Origin of the sequence: Paraburkholderia acidipaludis NBRC 101816, assembly GCF_000684975.1 — a bacterium.
Classification (GTDB): domain Bacteria; phylum Pseudomonadota; class Gammaproteobacteria; order Burkholderiales; family Burkholderiaceae; genus Paraburkholderia; species Paraburkholderia acidipaludis.
The window spans coordinates 33,310-48,825 of record NZ_BAXZ01000018.1 but is presented as its reverse complement, the minus strand read 5'-3'; the positions used below and the strand labels follow the sequence as shown (position 1 = coordinate 48,825).

14 protein-coding genes are annotated in these 15,516 nt (G+C 63.9%); 6 read left to right on the top strand and 8 right to left on the bottom strand.

The window, feature by feature from the left end; all coding sequences use genetic code 11:
- Positions 1-46 precede the first annotated feature (46 nt).
- The 3 genes from BAC01S_RS19835 to BAC01S_RS19825 form a co-directional block, all read right to left on the bottom strand.
- Positions 47-532, bottom strand: a complete 486-nt coding sequence (locus tag BAC01S_RS19835) for an Hcp family type VI secretion system effector (RefSeq protein ID WP_027796330.1) — start codon at positions 530-532, stop codon at positions 47-49.
- A 92-nt stretch (positions 533-624) separates the two neighbouring features.
- Positions 625-2,448 carry an OmpA family protein gene (locus BAC01S_RS31960; RefSeq protein ID WP_043202947.1) on the bottom strand — a complete coding sequence of 608 codons (1,824 nt, stop codon included), beginning with the start codon at positions 2,446-2,448 and terminating at the stop codon, positions 625-627.
- Positions 2,445-3,107, bottom strand: a complete 663-nt coding sequence (locus tag BAC01S_RS19825) for a DotU family type IV/VI secretion system protein (RefSeq protein ID WP_156954480.1) — start codon at positions 3,105-3,107, stop codon at positions 2,445-2,447. The genes BAC01S_RS31960 and BAC01S_RS19825 overlap by 4 nt, the downstream gene beginning before the upstream one ends.
- A 510-nt stretch (positions 3,108-3,617) precedes the next feature.
- On the opposite strand from BAC01S_RS19825, the gene BAC01S_RS34760 reads away from it, so the two are divergent.
- From BAC01S_RS34760 to BAC01S_RS31955, 5 genes are all read left to right on the top strand, one after another.
- A complete protein-coding gene (locus BAC01S_RS34760) occupies positions 3,618-3,773 on the top strand; it encodes a hypothetical protein (RefSeq protein ID WP_156954479.1) in 156 nt (51 codons plus the stop codon).
- A 123-nt stretch (positions 3,774-3,896) separates the two neighbouring features.
- Positions 3,897-4,409, top strand: a complete 513-nt coding sequence (tssB, locus tag BAC01S_RS19820) for a type VI secretion system contractile sheath small subunit (protein WP_027796328.1) — start codon at positions 3,897-3,899, stop codon at positions 4,407-4,409.
- 70 nt (positions 4,410-4,479) lie between these two features.
- A complete protein-coding gene (gene tssC, locus BAC01S_RS19815) occupies positions 4,480-6,015 on the top strand; it encodes a type VI secretion system contractile sheath large subunit (RefSeq protein ID WP_027796327.1) in 1,536 nt (511 codons plus the stop codon).
- A 93-nt stretch (positions 6,016-6,108) separates the two neighbouring features.
- Positions 6,109-7,704 (top strand): type VI secretion system protein TssA, encoded by a 1,596-nt coding sequence (tssA, locus tag BAC01S_RS19810; RefSeq protein WP_043202944.1) that lies wholly within the window; start codon positions 6,109-6,111, stop codon positions 7,702-7,704.
- Positions 7,705-7,757: 53 nt separating this feature from the next.
- Entirely contained in the window at positions 7,758-8,657 is a 900-nt protein-coding gene (locus tag BAC01S_RS31955) for a zinc-ribbon domain-containing protein (RefSeq protein ID WP_156954478.1), read from the top strand.
- 75 nt (positions 8,658-8,732) lie between these two features.
- Here BAC01S_RS31955 and BAC01S_RS19800 read toward each other — a convergent pair whose 3' ends face one another.
- From BAC01S_RS19800 to tssC (BAC01S_RS19780), 5 genes are read right to left on the bottom strand one after another with little or no spacing between them, the layout of a single operon-like run.
- On the bottom strand, positions 8,733-9,008 hold the full coding sequence (locus tag BAC01S_RS19800; protein ID WP_027796324.1) for a PAAR domain-containing protein: 276 nt from the start codon (positions 9,006-9,008) through the stop codon (positions 8,733-8,735).
- Between the two features lie 30 nt (positions 9,009-9,038).
- Positions 9,039-9,470 (bottom strand): type VI secretion system baseplate subunit TssE, encoded by a 432-nt coding sequence (gene tssE, locus BAC01S_RS19795; protein WP_027796323.1) that lies wholly within the window; start codon positions 9,468-9,470, stop codon positions 9,039-9,041.
- Between the two features lie 7 nt (positions 9,471-9,477).
- A complete protein-coding gene (locus BAC01S_RS19790; protein ID WP_027796322.1) occupies positions 9,478-10,155 on the bottom strand; it encodes a DotU/TssL family secretion system protein in 678 nt (225 codons plus the stop codon).
- Positions 10,152-11,498 carry a type VI secretion system baseplate subunit TssK gene (gene tssK, locus BAC01S_RS19785; RefSeq protein WP_084168693.1) on the bottom strand — a complete coding sequence of 449 codons (1,347 nt, stop codon included), beginning with the start codon at positions 11,496-11,498 and terminating at the stop codon, positions 10,152-10,154. Before tssK ends, BAC01S_RS19790 begins: the two co-directional genes overlap by 4 nt.
- A 19-nt stretch (positions 11,499-11,517) precedes the next feature.
- Entirely contained in the window at positions 11,518-12,873 is a 1,356-nt protein-coding gene (gene tssC / locus BAC01S_RS19780) for a type VI secretion system contractile sheath large subunit (protein WP_027796320.1), read from the bottom strand.
- Positions 12,874-13,190: 317 nt separating this feature from the next.
- Between tssC (BAC01S_RS19780) and BAC01S_RS19775 the strand changes: the two genes are divergently transcribed.
- Positions 13,191-15,515, top strand: coding sequence for a type VI secretion system Vgr family protein (locus tag BAC01S_RS19775; protein ID WP_027796319.1), 2,325 nt, complete (start codon positions 13,191-13,193; stop codon positions 15,513-15,515).
- Position 15,516: the final 1 nt, after the last annotated feature.

Genomic DNA, 15,516 nt, shown 5'->3' with positions numbered 1-15,516 from the left:
GGAGGTCGTCATGCGTGTCGACCTCCAACTACACAGGTGCCGGATATCAGGAACGCTCGTTCCAGGTATCCTTGTGGATGATGTTGCCGTCCTTGTACGACCAGGTGATCGTCTCGTAGCGCAGTTCGACGACTTCCAGGTGGTTGTGCTTCTCGTAGTCCGGGTTCTTGATGTCGTACATCACCGGGCTGACCGAGACGATCTTGACGTTATCGAGCTTGGTGTTGAAGTACTCCTTCTCCTTGCCCGCGTCGTCGATCTTGTACCACTTGATCTCGGCCGACTTCAGCGTCTGGCCGCTCGTCACGGCCTTGTAGAGATACGGCGTCGAGGCGTCGGTTTCTTTCACGAGCTTGATCGGCTTGTGCACGCGCGTGCCCGTGAGCTTGCCCGTGTTGCCGTCGGTCGGAATATGCAGGCCATGGTCGAACGCCGTGATCTCGACGCTGCCCTCGCGGCCCTGGACGGTGACCGAACCCTTGATGTCCGCGCCACCATCGTCCTTGAGCCACATGTATGACGGAATTGCCATTACTTACTTCCTTCTTCGTACCGCAACAAGCGCCCGGATTCGGTTACCGGGCTACACAATCCCGAAGCCCTCGCTTCGGGGACTAAACCGCGTTATCCGGCTGAACCTGTCGCGCCTGACGCCGGGATGGCCGGCGCCGGGGCGGGCTTTATATCGGGAACGAGCGTAATCTCCACGCGGCGGTTTTTTGCCCGCCCGGCTTCCGTGTCGTTGTCCACAAGCGGGCGGGTGTCGCCATAGCCCTGGATCGCAAACTGCGTGGCCGCCATACCGGAAGCATCGATGAGCCAGTCGCGCACGGCCTCGGCGCGCGCCGTCGAGAGCTTCAGGTTGCTGTCCGGGTCTCCGACGTTGTCGGTGTAGCCCGCCACGAGAATCCGCTTGCCCGGATGCGCCTTGATCATCTCGAGTGCGCCCACCATGACCCGCGTCGAGCCGTCCTTGAGTTGCGCGCGGCCGCTGTCGAAGAGCGACATGCTGTCGAGCGTCACGATCTGGGGCGGCGGTGGCGGTGGCTGGTACGAGGCGATAGCCTCGTTGAGTGGCGGGATGAGCCTGGCGCCCCGGTACAGGCCGAACGAAAGGGGCAACGGCGTGCCGGTGCGTGCATAACGCTGGAGCTCGTTGCGGTCGGCAACCAGCGCCTGCAGTGCATCGCGCTTCGCATTGTCGTGACTGGCCGGGATCATCGAGTAACGGCCCAGGTCCGCCCCGATGCGGGCAAGCAGCGCCTGGTTGTGCTGCGTCGAGAAGAGGCAGGCGGCGATGGCCGCACAGGTCAGCATCGCCAGGGCGTGGGCCAGCGCGATCACGCGCGGCGACATCCAGAACCGCTGGGGCATCGCGCGGATCAGCGGCTGCGGGAGCGGCCATGGCATCGGCGAGGCGCCCGCGGGCACGCGCGAGACCCCGGTGTGCGTCTGCACGTCGCTCTCCCACGGGCGGCCCGGCCCGCACGCCGGTCCGCAGTCGATCCAGCCGATGCCATACAGTGGCCAGGGCGCGGCGGGTTGCCGCGAATCGACGAGTGCATGGATCACGACGCGCTGCGTCCAGTCCATGATGGACGCGAGGGCGGCGGCACGGGCAGCAGGCACGCCGCTGTCTGCCACGCAGGCGGCCTCGTTGTCCGCGGCCCGGATTACCGTCGCGAAATGCCGCGCATCCACCTTGTGGGTGGCCGACGACACGCCATACCACTGTGGCGCGAGAGCGTCAGCCGGCGGCGTGGCTGTGTGTCCCAGGACCAGCTCCTGCGCGAGACCCCGGAGTCCTCCCGTCGCGAGTCGCTGATACACCGCCACATAGCCCGGAAGAAGGCGTGTACCCAGCATCCGTGCCGCGTCGGCCATGGCCTGCCGCACCACGCGCAGCGCCTGCGTGAGCGTATCCTCGTCCGTATAGCGGGCCGGGGAGACCACCAGCACGATACCGTCCGGCGCCCGTCCGTCGCGCCACTGCCTGACGATTGATGCCATGCGCGCCAGATTCTCGGGCCGGTCCACGCGCAGCCAGATCGCGCCATCGCCGATGTGTACATGGCGCGCGCCGTCGTGCCGGTCGAACAGCGCGGGCAGATCGTCGCCCGTGACCAGTACGAGCGGCATGCGGGTGCGCAGACGCAGCGGAATGTCGGCGGTCGCGGCGCCCAGTGCGGTCAGCACATGCGCGCTATCCCGGCGCGCCATCGTGACGCGCCGCGTGCGCCAGACCTGCAGCGCAAGCCCGGCGATCACGATGACCGCCGTCAGCGCAGCAGCCAGTCCGGCGGGCAGCCGGGCCACCAGCCAGATGACGGCGAGCGCCAGCGCGGTCGCAAACACCACCATCAGCCGCAGGGGATACCCCAGCCCGTCGTGGCCCGTTGCCGGCACCGCAGCGGTTCCGGCCGTCAGCATCGACAGATCCGATTTCATGGCCGGATGCCTCCAGTCTTTACCTTGACCGGTGCGATCTGCGCGAGCTGTGTCTCCAGCATCCTGCTGCCCACGGTCCAGACAGCTACCATCACGAAGCACCCGAGGACGATGGGGATACACGGCGCAAGCCGGCGAAACCCACCGGAAAGCCTGGGTCCGGCCGCGTCGGTCACGAAGGGCTCGTCCACGGTCGTGCGAAGCGTCCGGGTTCGCGCATCGAGGGCGGCAATCAGGGCCGTGCGCTTCGCCTCGCCTTCGCGGGCATGGCGACCGAGGAATCCCAGAGCGAGAACTGCAGCATAAAACTCAAGCAGCCCGACATCTGGCGAGGGCTCGTGCACACGTGCTTCAATGGCGTCGATCACGCGGCGGCCGGCGTCGTAGATGGAGAAGCGCTCGACCTGCATCGGATGCAGTTCCCATGCCGTACGCGCGTCACCAGGCAGATAGCGCAGCGCCACCTCGTCGAGCAGGCCGCACTGCGCCACCAGCGCTTCGTGCTGGACGTCCCCGGGATAGTCCCCCTGCGTGAGCGCGTCGGCGAACTGTTCAACAAGCTGTCTGCAGCGCTCGCGAAAGCGTGCTGAATCCTGGACGGTTCCGCCGGAGGTCAGTGAGCTCACCAGCAGCGCGGTATCGTGCAGCAGGTCGCGCATGCCAACACCGGTGGGACCTGCACTCCCGGATGCAGGGTTCATGAGAGGCCGTCCGTTGCGGCCCAGGGTCAGTGTGATCATGCGCGCTGATGTGTGGTGCAGGACCGCCCGGCCTGAAGCTCAGGCATCGTGCTTCGATGGGACTGCCGACATTTCAGCGCAGTGGTAAACGGCGAAGTTCGGTGCTTCACAGGTTGCGCGGGAGAAGGGTCTGCCGGTCCGGACAGGCGATCGGTCTGCAAGGTGTGGTCTCGGTTATTTTTCCTGTAACGCGGCGATTCTATATGGCCCTTTTCGATTTGGCATAGCGAATTCTCCGGTATCCATGATGATAAGGTTTTTAAAATTTGTCATATAAAAATGGTGGTTAAATTAGAGATAACTATTGCGCATTGAGTAGTGAGTATTTGATTGATGGTCGTCAAGGAACGGGCAGAATATGACCGTTAAAGACCATATTTTCCAAGGAATTTCCTCTACCCATACGCCGAGAACGGGAGTGGATCAGGAATGGAAAGTGTTCCGGCAGGCGTGCAGAATCACCGGAATTTAATTCTGGATAAAGCGAATGATGCGCTTTGGACAAGTGTTGATAAATTATTGTGCGCAGGCTTTGACGGAATGCGGGTAAACCTGTTTAATGGCGCTGCCAATAGGGTCGCATGAATGGAAACCCGGCTATGGGAGGCAGTCTGGATGATGAGCATTCGCGGTGCGTGTGCGGGGCGCTTTTCTGTTGCTGCGGTTGATTCCTGCGGAGATTGTGAACGTCATTCCTGAGGACAACTGATGGACAGCTTCCAGAGAGAAATTCCCAAGAGCCGTGTCTCAATAACACTTGACCTGCATACGGGCGGGGCGCAGAAGAAGGTCGAACTGCCGCTCAAGCTGCTGGTCGCGGGCGACTTCAGCGCGGGCCGCGAGCAGGCGCCGCTGGCCGAGCGCAAGAAGGTCAACATCGACAAGAACAACTTCGACTCGGTGCTCGCGGACTACGCGCCGGACCTGAAGTTTGCGGCAGACAATACGCTGTCTGCCGACGGCTCGGAACTGCCGATGAACCTGTCGTTCCGCTCGATGAAGGACTTCGAGCCGGAGCAGGTCGCCCGCCAGATCCCGGAGCTCCAGGCGATGCTCGCGATGCGCAACCTGTTGCGCGACCTGAAATCGAACCTGCTCGACAATGCCACCTTCCGTCGCGAGTTCGAGAAGATTCTGAAGGACAAACGTCTGTCTGACAAGCTGCGCGGCGAACTGGCGCAGCTGGCAACGGCGGCCACGCAGCCGGAAGGCCATGCCTGAGCGGCGGCCGAAGCAGGCCTTCACCGCATTTCGCCACCAGGCAGCGTTACAGAATCCGACAGGAATCCAGATGAAACGGAATGAATCCCGCAAGGGCGCAGCCGAAACCGTTGTGCTCGACACCCCCGACAGCGTCTATGCCTCGCTGTGCAGCAAGATCAACCTGAAGCCCGTCGCCGAGGCGCGCCCGATCGAGGCGTTCCGTGACAGCGACACGCTCTCCGAAGCCTCCGCCGACGAGCGCATCGCGCGCGGCATGGGCGCCTTCCTCGAACTGGTCGCGAAGTCGAGCCAGCCCGTCGAGCGTCTGGACAAGTCACTGCTCGATTTCCATATCGGCCAGCTCGACCGCCAGATCAGCCGTCAGCTCGATGCGGTGATGCACGCGCCGGAATTCCAGGCGCTCGAAGGTCGCTGGCGCGGCCTCAAGATGCTCGTCTCGCGTACCGATTTCCGCCGCAACGCGCGCGTCGAGGTGCTCGACGTCTCGAAGGAAGCGCTGCAGCGCGACTTCGAGGACACCCCGGAACTCATCCAGAGCGGCCTGTATCGCCTCACGTACGTCGAGGAATACGACACGCCGGGCGGCCAGCCGATCAGCGCGATGGTCAGCGATTTCGAGTTCGAGAACTCGCCGATGGACATTGCCCTGCTGCGCAACATCTCGAAGGTGGCCGCCGCCGCCCATATGCCGTTTATCGGCGCGGTGGGCGCGGCGTTCTTCGGCAAGCAGTCGATGGAGGAAGTGGCCGCGATCCAGGATATCGGCAACTACTTCGACCGTGCCGAATACATCAAGTGGAAGAGCTTCCGCGACACGGACGACGCGCGCTATGTGGGTCTGACGATGCCGCGCGTGCTGGGCCGTCTGCCGTACGGCAAGGACACGGTGCCGGTGCGGGCCTTCAACTATGAAGAGGCCGTGAAGGGCCCGGATCACGACAAGTACTGCTGGGTGAATGCCTCGTTCGCGTTCGCGGCGAACATGAGCCGCAGCTTCGTGAATAACGGGTGGTGTGTCCAGATCCGGGGTCCGCAGGCGGGCGGCAAGGTCGAAGACCTGCCGGTCCATCTTTACGATCTGGGTACCGGAACCCAGGCCAAGATCCCGACTGAAGTCCTGATCCCCGAGACGCGCGAGTTCGAGTTCGCGAACCTGGGCTTCATTCCGCTCTCGTTCTACAAGAACCACGACTTCGCGTGCTTCTTCTCGGCGAGCTCCGCGCAGAAGCCCGCGCTATACGAGACCAAGGAAGCGACGGCCAACAGCCGCATCAACGCGCGGCTGCCGTACATCTTCCTGCTCTCGCGCATTGCGCACTACCTGAAGCTGATCCAGCGCGAAAACATCGGCACGACCAAGGACCGGCGTCTCCTTGAGCTCGAGCTGAACAACTGGATCAAGGGTCTCGTTACCGAGATGAAGGATCCGGGCGATGAGCTGCAGGCCTCGCACCCGCTGCGCGAAGCGAAGGTGACCGTCGAGGACATCGAGGACAATCCGGGCTTCTTCCGCATCAAGCTGTTTATTATCCCGCACTTCCAGGTCGAAGGCATGGATATCGGGCTGTCGCTCGTGTCGCAGATGCCCAAGGCCAAAAGCTGAGCGGCTGATGTCGATGTGAACTGCGCCGGGGCGAGGTACCGCCCCGGCGCTGCTTTTTTATTCCGCCTGCTTCTACCTGTTGAGGATCTGTTGATGCTTTCCGGTCTGCTCAGGACACTGTTTCCGTCGCGTGATGCGGAGCAGCTCACCCGCTCGCGTCTCGATACCTGGAGCGCCTGGCTGCAGCCCCTGCCAGGGGATCATGGCGTGGGACGCGACCCCGGCTATGAGGATGCGTTTTTCACGCTCAAGGATGAGGCCACCCGGCTTTCCGGCATCGACGATGCACTGATCGTGCGCTCGTGCGAGCAGTTGCTCAAGGAAACCGGCAAGGATCTCCGGGTTGCCGGCTACTATGCCGGCGCGCGGTTAAGGCAGGACGGCCCCGCAGGTTTTGCGGACGGGCTGGAACTGGCCGCTGCGCTCGTCGAGCAGTTCGGAGAAGCGGTGTTGCCCGCGCGCGCCGAGGCAAAGAGGGGTGCGCTGGAAATGCTGGCCACCGCGCGCATGATCGAGCTGCTCGACAGCGGCAGGGACGCTGCATCGCCGGAGCGCGAACGCGCGCTGGAACGCTCACTGGCCGCACTTGACGTGCTGGTGACGCAGACAGCGACGTGGGCGCAGGCGGCGCGACCGAACCTGCAGCCGCTCATCGCGCGGTTCGATCGCAGGGAGGAATCTGCCGGTGGCGGCGCCGACACGGTGCAGGCAACTCCATCACCCATGACTGGCGCGCCCGCATCCGGCGCGATCGCTTCGACGCGTGATCTGCTGGAACAGGCGCGGACGATGGCGACCTGGCTACGCGACCAGGAGCAGGGCTATCTGCCGTCGGTGCGGCTAGTACGCTGCGTTCGCTGGGACACCCTGCACGAGGTGCCGCCGGCGGATGCCGCCTCGCATACGCGACTTGCTGGCCCGCGCCCGGAACTGCGCGCGCAGATGAAGCGGCTCGTGCTGCAGAAGCAGTGGAACGAACTGCTCGAGCGCGTCGAGGGTGCCTTCATGGAGGGCGTCAATCACCTGTGGTTCGACCTGCAGTATTTCCAGCACATTGCGCTCGATCATGCGGGCGCGCCGTACAGCGCATGGCGCGAGCTGCTGCGCGCGGATTTCGCGCTTTTCCTCGAACGGCTGCCCGGCATCGAGCGGCTGTCGTTCAACGACGGCACGCCGTTCGCGGACGACACGACGCTGGAGTGGATCGCACGGCACGCGGTTGTGCGTGACCTCGAAGCCGGGGAGACGGTGGCGCCGCTGCCCGTGTCGGCCGACAGCGAGGAGGGCGGTGCAGGCGACTGGCCCGAAATCGAGGCGCAGGCTCGGGATCTCATGGCGCGAGATGGCATCGAGGCGGCCTTCGCGTGGCTCGAGGGGCTGCCCGGCATGAAAACAGAGCGGCACCGGTTTTTGCAGCGCTTCGTGATGGCGCGTCTCGCGCAGAATGCCGAGCGTGCCGATACGGCGATGGCGCTGCTGCTCGAACTGGATGCGGCCGCGGTTTCGTTGCCGCTCGTGCGCTGGGATCCCGCGCTGGTGTTCGAGGTCAAGCTTCAGTTACTCCGGGCACTGAAGGCCGCGAGCAACCGCAAGGATGCGGACAAGCCCGGGCTCGCGCGCCGGATTGCCGGACTGCAGGGCGAGATGACCGTGCTGGATCCGGCACGCATGCTTTCGCTGGGCCAGTGACCGGGTTCGCCATCGTGACCCGCGTGTGCGCGTAACGTGCAGAAGGAGTGCTTGTGACGAACGGTTCCGCATGGTCACCGTACGTGCCCGCTGCGACCCGCAGGCGGGTGCAGCGCGCGATCGCCGGGTTGCCTGGTCGCGGCGGCGCCGGGGCAGCAGGCTATCCCGACGTGGTGCTGAACGGTATGCGCGAGGTCGCAGCCGCATGGGGTGGGGCGTGCCTGTCCACCGCTTACCGGGGCTACAAGATCCCGCTTGAATTCCGGTGTGCGGCCGGCCACCGCTTTCCGATGCTCGCGAAGGCGGTACGGATGGGGCACTGGTGCATTGACTGTGCCTACGATCGCGCGATCACGCACTCGCTGGAGGAGGCGCGCACGATTGCCCTTGAGCGTGGAGGCGTCTGCCTGTCGCGCCGCTACGTCAACAATCGCGAGAAAATGCACTGGCGTTGCGAAGCCGGGCATACGTGGTTCGCTTGCCTCGAAAACGTCCTTCGCGGTGACTGGTGCCAGACGTGTCACTTCGAACGCATCAAGCCACAGCAGGACGAACTCGAACGCGCCGCGGCCGGGCACGGAGGTCGGTGCCTGTCGGCCTACGTCGACAAGGAGGCGCCATTGCAGTGGGAATGCGCCGAGGGCCACACCTGGCTGGCGCCGTGGTTTCGCGTCAGCAAGGGGCAATGGTGCCATCTTTGCGCCGTGAAGGCCCGCACACGCACGATCGGGCAGATGCAGGATCTTGCGCGCTCGCGCGGCGGCGAGTGCCTGTCGACGGTCTATCCCGGCGCCCATGGCAAGATCGAATGGCAGTGCGCGAAAGGACACGTATGGCACGCGTCAGTCAACAGCGTCTGGCGCGGCAGCTGGTGCCCCGACTGCGCGCATGAGAGCCGCCGCATTGCACGCACGCAGGGCAGGCGCGGAAACCAGGTGCCGATTCTCGTGTGACCCTGTTCATTCAGTGCCCGCCGGCGCACTACCGGATTGCGCTGGTTGCGTGCCAGCGGCATCGTCGGATGGGGATTACTCGTCGTAGAACTCCGAACGGGCGATGACGCGGTTCTCACCTCGCGGACACTGGCACGCCACGATATCGTTGTCCTTCACGGCCGTCGCACCCGTCAGCCCCCAGTTCTCCGCCGTGCCCAGCATCGGGCCATTGTGCCCACAGCGCCCGCACGACGCGAGGCCCCCGTTCTTCGCGAGGGCTCCGTTCTCGTCGGAAAAGTCCTCGTCGCCGTCCAGCACTTCGCCTCCGGTCGTGGTCTTGTTGCCCTTGACTGCCAGCATCGTTGCCATGCCAATCTCCTTGGTGGGGTTGAAAAAACATCAATACCGGTCAAGCGCGGCCTGCCTCATCCTGAGGCGGGTTTTGCCGTCCGGCGTGAACACCGTGTCAAAGCGCACGAGCCCTTCATGGCGCAGGTGGCAGGCCAGCGTGAAGCTGACCATCATGCCGGGCTCCGGGGTATTCACCTCGATCTCGACCGCCCTCAGGCGCGGCTCGTACCTGAGCAACGTCGATTCGATGGCATTGCGCAGCTTGTGCGTCGACGAAGGCAGATGGCGGTAGATTTCCGACAGGTCGTCGAGCCCGAAGTCCGGCAGGTGGGCAAGCGAGCCGCGCCGGCTGTTCAGGATGCGCTCGACGTTGTCCCGCACCGAGAGGAACGTCTGGTCCTCGACAGTGAAGTCGCTTACGACGGATCCATCGGCAAAATGCCCCGTGATCCGCTCAAAGAGTCCGGGTCCTGTCCGCATATGTGCCTCAGTGCGCCATGCCGGCGATCGACGACAGCAGCCACCGGTCGATGGCGAACCAGACGAGTCCCGCGGCAATGCACGCCATGAGGACCCACGCGAGCGGCGAGAGGGGCCGCCGGCGCCAGCGTGACGGATTCACCACGACCGGGCCAGACAGATCCGGGCCGCCTGGGCCTGCGTTGCCGCCCATGGCGCGCGCAAGACGGTCCTCGATTGCACGGACGAGCTTCGTGCGTGCGTCGGCTTCGTTCTCTGCATAACGGCCCCTGAATCCGAGGTCCAGCACGGCAGCAAAGATGCCGAGAAGGAGCAGGACGGGCCTGGGTTCCCGCAGACGCTGGCCGATGCGCCGCAGCAGCTCCTCGCCGGCATCGTTGCGGCCAAACATTTTCACCTGCAGTGGCTCGCGCGCCCACGCATCGCGTGCATCGTCACCCAGTCCATTGAACGCCGCCTCGTCGAGCAGGGCGCACTGCGCATAGGCCGCATCGTCGATCACGTCGCGCGGATGGCCGCGTCGCTGCAGTTCCTCGCGCAGCGCGACGACCTGCGCATTGCATCGCCTGCGCAGATCGTCGAGCGATGGCGGGTTGACGCTGCGCAGCTCCATCACGGTATGCGCCGTATCGCGCAAGGCGACGGGCAGGAGGTCCGGGACGGGTTTGGCGGTGGCGATCTTCATGACGGCAGCACCGCATAAAGCTCAAGCTCGGCCTCGGGAATCGACGCCGGCAGATAGATCTGGCATGTCCGGGCGGCGATCATCCGCGCGAACGCCGGGTCCGTGCTGTCCACGGCGAAGTACTGGTTTTCGATGCGCACCGGAATGGCCGCCGGCAGACGCGATACCGGACGCAGCGGAATACCGGCGAGCGCCGAGTTGACGACCTGCTCGACCTCGTCGGGCGCGCCCATCTTGCACAGTCTCGGCAACTGCTCGAGCAGCGTGTGAGCCGGCATCGACGCGCGCACCGACAGGTAGTAGTCGGTATCCTCGGTGAGGCGCTCGTCGTTGATCTGGCCACGCCACATCGAGGTGCGCAGGCGTTCGAGCGTGATGGGTACAACCCGGGAAGGAATCACGGCATCCAGTAGTGCGCGGATCAGGGATTCCAGCTCTTCAAATACCGGTTCCGGCGCGCGATGATCGTACGCGGGAATGGCCTGCAAGGTCTCCGTGGTCGAGAACGTGAGGAGCGATCCGGCCAGCCGCGCGAGCACGGCATAAAGCCTTTCGGGATGCTGGTCGGGCGCCTGGGCAAGACGTGCCAGCTCCGGCCACGTGCTGTTCACTGAATGCAGCAGCCAGAAGAGCGCCACATCGGAGACCGCATAGTCGGCGATCTGGTCCGAGCGCTCCTTGCGGCGCACCGCGAGACTGGCGTTTTTGGCCGTCAGGATCTCCGAGATGCGCCGCACGCGCTGCGTGAGCCGCGTGCTCGCTGACAGGAACAGGCACGGCGGCACAAACGTCTCATCCTGTTCGAAGCGGCCCTGCGGCGTGCGCACGAGACGTGCGACGGGACACGTGACGTAGTCGTCCGGTTTCTCGAAGTCGAACAGCAGTGCCACGACCTGACGCTCGACGCTGATCTCCTCCTTTCCCTCGCCGTTGATGTCGACGACTTGCAGGTGTTCGCGGGTGACGCGCCGCGGCCGTGCCGGCTTCTCGCCGGGCTCCACGCAGTTGTTCCCCTTGGGGTCGACGAGGGCCACGCCGGCGAGCACCGTCACCGCATCGACATTGGCGGGAATATCTGCGAGATTGCGTGCTCCCGGCAGCCAGTCGGCGGTCTCGCTGTCGATGAGTGTGCCATCGCGCAAACGCGCCGTCAGCGTCACGAGCTGCAGCCGGTCGACCGCAAGCGCCTTCGCATCCAGCGCAGCGGCGATCACGCCCCAGGCGTCGGGACTGGCGAGGCGGGCAATCTGGTCATTGGCAAACTGCTCCCACAGCGCCTGCTGCTGAAAGTGCTGCGGCGTCATGAAAATGCCGCGCGCCCACAGGGGTTTCGTTATTTCCATCGTGAATAGGGGTTGTGATTCAGGTGGGGGAGGTAGGCAGATCCCGATGTCTGGCCCTGGGCATCTGGGACATGAGCGACAGGCTCACGTCCATGCCCTCGATCTGGAAGTGCGGAACAATGAAGAGTGCGATGCGAAAGAAGCCGGGATTGTCTTCAATATCCTGTACCTCAACACGGGCGTCGCGTAACGGGTGGGACGCCTGCAGTTCGTCGCCTGCATCCTTCATTTCGGTGACGAGTTCCTTGATCCAGTTGTTCAGCTCAAGCTCAAGCAGGCGGCGGTCCTTGGTGGTGCCGATGTTTTCGCGCTGGATCAGCTTCAGGTAGTGCGCAATGCGCGAGAGCAGGAAGATGTAGGGTAGACGTGCGTTGATGCGGCTGTTGGCTGAAGCGTCCCGTGTGTCGAAGACAGCGGGTTTCTGCGTGGAATGCGCAGAGTAAAAGCACGCGTAGTCGTGATTGCTGGTGTACGACAGCGCGATAAGGCCGAGCCCGGCGAATTCGAATTCACGGGTTTCGGGAATCAGCGCGTCGGTGGCAATCTTGCCCAGACGACTGGTATCGAGATCGTAAAGATGGACGGGCAGATCGGGAATCATACCGCCTGCACGGGGGCCCCGGATCTGAAGACACCATCCATTGCGAACGAAACTTCTCACCAGGTTCACGGCAAAGGCGAACGCTGCGTTTGCCCACACGAACGCGCGGCTCCCAGCGCCGCGGACATCCTCGGTGTAGTTGAACGCGCGCACGGGGGAGGTGTCAGGTCCGTACGGCAGCCGCGCGAGGAACCGGGGCAGCGTGAGTCCGACATAGCGGGCATCCTCTGTTTCCCGAAACGCCTTCCATTTGAGATAGGCCGCGCGCTCGAAGTAGCCGGGCAGGTCACGTATCCCCGTCACCTCTTCCATCGATGCGCGGCCAAAGAACTCCGGTGAAACCGCGCCGATAAATGGCATGTGTGCCGCGGCCGCTACCTTTGACAGACTGCGTAGCATCGCGATGTCCGGCGCGCCGGCGTCGAACTCGTAGTTTGCGATGATCGCGGCAAAGGGGTAGGCCCCTGGCGTGTCGTATTCCTGTGTGTACGTCTGGACGAACAGGCCGCTCTGGGTCAGATCGGGGGCGTCCTCGAAGTCCTGCCGCAGGGTTTCCTTCGGGACGTCGAGGACCTCGATCTTTACCTTCTGGCGAAAGTCCGTGCGGTCGACCAGGAACTTCAGGCCCCGCCATCCTGATTCGAGCGTCTGGAACGCGGGGTGATGGAGGATGGCGTCGATCTGGCTGCCGAGCATCCGGTCGAGGGTAGCGAGATCGTGATCGATGCGTAGCGCGTCCACGCGCACACACTCGGGCATGAGCGTGCCGGCCATCGTGGTCTGCTGGTCTCGCGGAGTGCTGTTCTGGACGCTTGCGCTCATTGTTCCATGCCTGATCTGTCCCGGCTTCGCTTGGCCGGTGATATTTAGCACGCCGCCCATCTCAAAACCAGATTCAAGAGCTAATGATTGCCACTTTCTGATTAAGAGCAATCAATGTTGCCTGATGGAATCTTCATCGATTCACGCGCGGTTTGAATCGGCATAATGTCCTCGCCCAAAATAGCCGTTGCGTGCGCAGTCATCGTTTGTGCGCGACGACGCCGAAAGCATTTCCGAAGCAGTGCTGATCAGGTGAGGAGCGAACAAAAATGGCAAGCCTGTATGACGAAGCGAGGCAGTTCGTAACCAGTCTGACGACCATCCCGGGCCGCCAGGCGTACTTTCTGGAGGTGCCCGGTACCGACAGCGCAGCGCAGCTCTCGGTGGTGTCATTTACCGCCACCGAGAAGATGGGCGAGCCCAACGTCATCACCATCGAGGTGACGCACCCCGGCCAGCTCGCCCGCGCGGACTATCTGAATCGCGATGCCTGCTTCAAGATAGTCCCCGACGACGGCGTGCCGCGAACCTTCTCCGGCTACATCGGGCGCATGTCGACCGTGCAGACCACCAGGGACTACACGAAGTACGCGATGGTCCTCACGTCGCACTTCGCACGCCTAAAGGCTCGCACCAACACCGCGGTCTTCCAGCACCTCACGATCCCCCAGATCCTCCAGAAGCTTCTGCGCGCGCACGGCATCCGCGAGCACCAGATGCTGTTTCGCCTGCGCGGCAACTATCCGAAGTTGCTGTGGCGCTTCCAGTACCAGATGACCGACTTCGACTATGCGCACATGCTCATGGAGAAGGCCGGCATCTACTGCTACGTCGTCGAGACGGAGTACGGCGACCAGATCGTATTCGGCGACGACATCGATCATTACATTTACGACCCGAGACTGATCGCGCCGTACCGCGAAGCGGCCGGCCTCGAAGCCGGTGGCGTGGAAGCGATCAGCACGCTCAAGACCCACACCGAGATCGTGCCGCAGTCCTACATGGTCGCGGACTACAACCCCGAGAGCGCGTGGGAGCGGTTCAAGGATGAGGCCAACGTCGCGCCGCAAGATTCCACCACCTACGGCCAGCCGTACATCTACGGCACCGGGCATCTGGACCAGGCTGGCGCGAAGTGGGAAGCGCAGCTGCGCCACGAGGTGGTGCTCGCGCGCCAGATCGTGTACGAGGGCGAGAGCAATATCGTCGCGCTGCAGTGCGCGCGCGTGCTCGAGACCGATATCGTGCTGCCGGACGCACCGCAAGGTCAGGTGATCACGGAGATCACGCACCGCGGCGCGCGCGACAAGCCCTACTCGAACTCGTACAAGGCGATCCCTGCCGACCGGCGTTTCAGGCTCCAGCTTGAGCCGTCTAAATGGGCCAGAATCGCCGGCACACTGTCGGCACGGGTCTGCAGCCCGGACAAGTACACCTATGGCTACCTGAACGCCGCGGGCTATTACGTCGTGCGGCTCGATGCCGACTTCGGCGACTGGCCCAAGGGCGGCGAGAGCGTGCCGCTGCGGCTGGCCAAACCCTTCGCCGGCAAGCTGCAGACCGGCATGCACTTCGTCGCGCTGGATAACGACGAGGCCAAGATCACCTTCAGAGATGGGGATCCGGACAAGCCCGAAATCAGCGGCTTCCACCATCATAGCCAGGCCCGCGACCTCGTCACCAGCGATCGTCGCTGGCTCTCGCGCAACACGATCCGCACGCAGAGCAACAACAAGCTGCGCATGGAGGACTGGAAGGGCCAGGAAGGCATCAAGCTCTCCACCGAGCACTCGGGCAAGACCCAGCTGAACATGGGCTACCTGGTCGATGGCAAGCTCACGCAGCGCGGCGAGGGCTACGAGCTGCGGACCTCGGGCTACGGGGTGGATCGGGCAGGCAAGGGTCTGTATCTGACGACCTGGGACCGGCCGGGCGCCACCGGCAAGCAGCTCGACATGCAGGAGACCATCGCGCAGCTCGAAAGCGCGCTGGCCACGGCGAAGGCACTTGCCGCGTCAGCGACGAGCGCCAAGGCCGAGCCTGCCGACACCGATGCGCAGCAGCAGATCAAAACCGATCTGGATGGCCTGAAGCAACCGGGCATGCTGATGAGCACGCCGTCGTCGGCCGCGCTCGTGACGGGCCAGGGCATGCAGTTCGCCGCAGAGGGCAGCATCTCCGCCACCGCGGGCAAAAACGCCGACTGGAGCGTGGTGAAGCGCTTCACGGTCGCAGCGGGCGAAAAGCTCTCCCTGTTTGCACAGAAGCTCGGCATCAAGATCTTCGCCTCAAAAGGCCCTGTCGAAATCCAGGCCCAGAGCGACGCGATGTCGATGTTCGCCGACCAGGATGTGTCGGTGACGAGCGTCAACGGCACGGTACGCGTCAGCGCGAAGAACGAACTGGTTCTCGAGTGCGGTGGCGCGTTCGTCCAGCTCAAGGACGGCAACATCACGCTGGGTGGCCCTGCGGACCTGTTCTTCAAGGTCATCACGATCCAGAAGAAGGGCGCGGCGTCGATGAACAGCAATCCGATACTGCCCCACGGCACCGGAACGATTCCCCAGAATCGCGCGGACCACTATTCCAACTGAC

Bases quoted from the DNA above. Each gene is read 5' to 3' on its own strand.
- BAC01S_RS19835 (WP_027796330.1), bottom strand. From the start codon at position 532: ATGGCAATTCCGTCATACATGTGGCTCAAGGACGATGGTGGCGCGGAC.
- BAC01S_RS31960 (WP_043202947.1), bottom strand. From the start codon at position 2,448: ATGAAATCGGATCTGTCGATGCTGACGGCCGGAACCGCTGCGGTGCCG.
- BAC01S_RS19825 (WP_156954480.1), bottom strand. From the start codon at position 3,107: ATGCGCGACCTGCTGCACGATACCGCGCTGCTGGTGAGCTCACTGACC.
- BAC01S_RS34760 (WP_156954479.1), top strand. From the start codon at position 3,618: ATGGAAAGTGTTCCGGCAGGCGTGCAGAATCACCGGAATTTAATTCTG.
- tssB (WP_027796328.1), top strand. From the start codon at position 3,897: ATGGACAGCTTCCAGAGAGAAATTCCCAAGAGCCGTGTCTCAATAACA.
- tssC (WP_027796327.1), top strand. From the start codon at position 4,480: ATGAAACGGAATGAATCCCGCAAGGGCGCAGCCGAAACCGTTGTGCTC.
- tssA (WP_043202944.1), top strand. From the start codon at position 6,109: ATGCTTTCCGGTCTGCTCAGGACACTGTTTCCGTCGCGTGATGCGGAG.
- BAC01S_RS19800 (WP_027796324.1), bottom strand. From the start codon at position 9,008: ATGGCAACGATGCTGGCAGTCAAGGGCAACAAGACCACGACCGGAGGC.
- tssE (WP_027796323.1), bottom strand. From the start codon at position 9,470: ATGCGGACAGGACCCGGACTCTTTGAGCGGATCACGGGGCATTTTGCC.
- BAC01S_RS19790 (WP_027796322.1), bottom strand. From the start codon at position 10,155: ATGAAGATCGCCACCGCCAAACCCGTCCCGGACCTCCTGCCCGTCGCC.
- tssK (WP_084168693.1), bottom strand. From the start codon at position 11,498: ATGGAAATAACGAAACCCCTGTGGGCGCGCGGCATTTTCATGACGCCG.
- tssC (WP_027796320.1), bottom strand. From the start codon at position 12,873: ATGGCCGGCACGCTCATGCCCGAGTGTGTGCGCGTGGACGCGCTACGC.
- BAC01S_RS19775 (WP_027796319.1), top strand. From the start codon at position 13,191: ATGGCAAGCCTGTATGACGAAGCGAGGCAGTTCGTAACCAGTCTGACG.